Source organism: Pseudomonas sp., assembly GCF_037994325.1.
Taxonomy (GTDB): domain Bacteria; phylum Pseudomonadota; class Gammaproteobacteria; order Pseudomonadales; family Pseudomonadaceae; genus Aquipseudomonas.
The window spans coordinates 1-2,935 of the sequence record NZ_JBBNAH010000419.1; the positions used below are offsets into that span (position 1 = coordinate 1).

General features: G+C 55.2%; 3 protein-coding genes. All 3 read left to right on the forward strand.

The features are described 5' to 3' along the window. Positions 1-1,401 (forward strand): isocitrate lyase (locus AAAB16_RS14235; protein ID WP_340663901.1); only part of this gene is annotated, 1,401 nt, incomplete at its 5' end. 651 nt (positions 1,402-2,052) lie between these two features. Then, positions 2,053-2,469, forward strand: a complete 417-nt coding sequence (locus AAAB16_RS14240; protein ID WP_110614455.1) for an NADH-quinone oxidoreductase subunit A — start codon at positions 2,053-2,055, stop codon at positions 2,467-2,469. A 10-nt stretch (positions 2,470-2,479) separates the two neighbouring features. Next, on the forward strand, positions 2,480-2,935 hold a 456-nt coding region (nuoB, locus tag AAAB16_RS14245), incomplete at its 3' end, for an NADH-quinone oxidoreductase subunit NuoB (RefSeq protein ID WP_340663902.1).

Below are 2,935 nucleotides of genomic sequence, written 5' to 3' on the forward strand. Positions count from 1 at the left end.
GTCTACACCCAGTCCCTGGGCTGCTGGCACGGCTTTATCGGTCAGCAAAAGCTGATCTCGATCAAAAAGCACCTGAAGACTACCGACAAGCGCTACCTCTACCTGTCCGGCTGGATGGTTGCGGCACTGCGTTCGGACTTCGGCCCGCTGCCTGACCAATCCATGCACGAGAAGACCGCCGTTTCCGGTCTGATCGAAGAGCTGTACACCTTCCTGCGCCAGGCTGATGCCCGTGAGCTGGATCTGCTGTTCACCGCACTGGACGCTGCCCGCGCCGCTGGCGACAGCGCCAAGGCCGCTGAAATCCAAGCTCAGGTCGACAACTACGAAACTCACGTAGTGCCAATCATCGCCGACATCGACGCAGGCTTCGGTAACCCAGAAGCTACCTACCTGCTCGCCAAGAAAATGATCGAAGCCGGTGCTTGCTGCATCCAGATCGAAAACCAGGTTTCTGACGAGAAACAATGCGGTCACCAAGACGGCAAAGTGACCGTGCCGCACGAAGACTTCCTGGCCAAGATCAACGCAGTTCGCTACGCATTCCTGGAACTGGGCGTGGACGACGGCGTGATCGTTGCCCGTACCGACTCCCTGGGTGCCGGCCTGACCAAGCAAATCGCTGTTACCAAGCAACCAGGTGACCTGGGCGACCAGTACAACTCCTTCCTGGACTGCGAAGAAGTGTCGGCTTCCGAGCTGAACAACGGTGACGTGGTTCTGAACCGTGGCGGCAAACTGCTGCGTCCTAAGCGCCTGCCTTCCAACCTGTTCCAGTTCCGCGCTGGCACCGGCGAAGCTCGCTGCATTCTGGACTGCATCACCTCGCTGCAGAACGGCGCTGACCTGCTGTGGATCGAAACCGAGAAGCCACACGTTGGCCAGATCGCTGCCATGGTTAACGAGATCCGCAAAGTGATCCCGAACGCCAAGCTGGTCTACAACAACAGCCCGTCCTTCAACTGGACCCTGAACTTCCGTCAGCAAGTGTTCGATGCATTCGTTGCTGAAGGCAAAGACGTTTCCGCCTACGACCGCGCCAAGCTGATGAGCGTTGACTACGACGCCACCGAACTGGCTCAGGTTGCTGACGAGAAGATCCGCACCTTCCAACGCGACGGTTCCGCTCAGGCTGGTATCTTCCACCACCTGATCACCCTGCCGACCTACCACACCGCTGCGCTGTCCACCGACAACCTGGCCAAAGGCTACTTCGCCGACCAAGGCATGCTGGCTTACGTGAAAGGCGTTCAACGCGAAGAGCTGCGTCAAGGCATCGCTTGCGTTAAGCACCAGAACATGGCCGGTTCCGACCTGGGCGACAACCATAAAGAGTACTTCGCTGGCGAAGCCGCTCTGAAGGCAAGCGGTAAAGACAACACCATGAACCAATTCCATTGATTCACGGAATGGCTCACTAGGCCTCGGCCTAGGGTGTAAAAAAGGCGAACCTCGGTTCGCCTTTTTTATGCCCGCAATTCTTCGCCCCTGGGCCAGGTAGAGCGTGCTGGGCGCGATCATCACCACGGTGCACAACACACGCCACGGAGCATACCCATAGAAGCCTGGGAAAAAGGCCAAGCTTTCGTGGCCTATGCGGCCAAAATCGAAGCCCAGATCAAGCCCACTCCAGCTGCGACATACGCCGCGTCTGTACGAACAAAAACGCCGACAATCACGCAAAAAAGTACCCGCCTTACTTCCCGCTCGCATAACCACAAACAGCAACTATCCTGTTCCTGCACAACTCGATACGAAGTTCGTCGCGCCAAATAACAATGACTATCATCTAGAGCGAACTTTGCAGTCATAAACAACAAAATCGCTGATATACGACTAAGGACCTATAAAGCGCCAAAACCCCGCCACACGGGGCTTTGCCTGAAATGCAGCGCTAACATGTTGGCCCGTAAGTTAATTTTTTATAAGGAAAAATTTACTTACGAAGGCAGACACGCATAAAATTACGAAAATTAGATTGCTGGCTAAGCATTGCAACCAGCGACTTCCACATTCCATGATTTCGCCGATGCTTATTTAAGGAGTACCGGCATGCCTGCTGAAGCCGTCGCGACCATGTCCCACAACTGGGGCTTTGCCATTTTCCTGTTGGGTGTAATCGGCCTGTGTGCCTTTATGCTCGGCGTCTCCAGCCTGCTCGGTAGCAAAGCCTGGGGTCGCAGCAAAAATGAGCCATTCGAATCCGGCATGTTGCCTACCGGCAACGCACGTCTGCGCCTCTCAGCAAAATTCTATTTGGTCGCGATGCTGTTCGTGATCTTTGACGTTGAAGCCCTCTTTCTCTTCGCCTGGTCGGTGTCCGTTCGCGAAAGCGGCTGGGCCGGCTTTATAGAAGCTACAGTTTTTATAGCAATTCTGTTGGCAGGTCTTGTCTACCTATGGCGCATCGGTGCTCTTGATTGGGCTCCCGAAGGTCGTCGCAAGCGGCAGGCGAAGCTAAAACAATGAGGCTTTGGCGATGCAATACAAACTCACCAGGATCGACCCGGATGCGCCTAATGAGCAGTATCCGATCGGCGAACGGGAGACCGTTTCCGATCCGCTAGAGGATCAAGTTCACAAAAACATCTACATGGGCAAACTGCAGGACGTGCTGCATGGTGCGGTGAATTGGGGGCGCAAGAACTCCCTTTGGCCGTACAACTTCGGCCTGTCCTGCTGCTATGTGGAGATGACTACCGCGTTTACCGCTCCCCATGACATCGCCCGTTTTGGTGCCGAAGTAATTCGTGCATCACCACGCCAGGCGGACTTCATGGTGGTCGCAGGTACCTGTTTCGTAAAAATGGCTCCGGTCATTCAGCGCTTGTACGAGCAAATGCTCGAGCCTAAGTGGGTTATTTCCATGGGCGCCTGCGCGAATTCCGGTGGCATGTACGATATCTACTCTGTCGTTCAGGGCGTGGACAAATTC

Bases quoted from the DNA above. Each gene is read 5' to 3' on its own strand.
- AAAB16_RS14240 (WP_110614455.1), top strand. From the start codon at position 2,053: ATGCCTGCTGAAGCCGTCGCGACCATGTCCCACAACTGGGGCTTTGCC.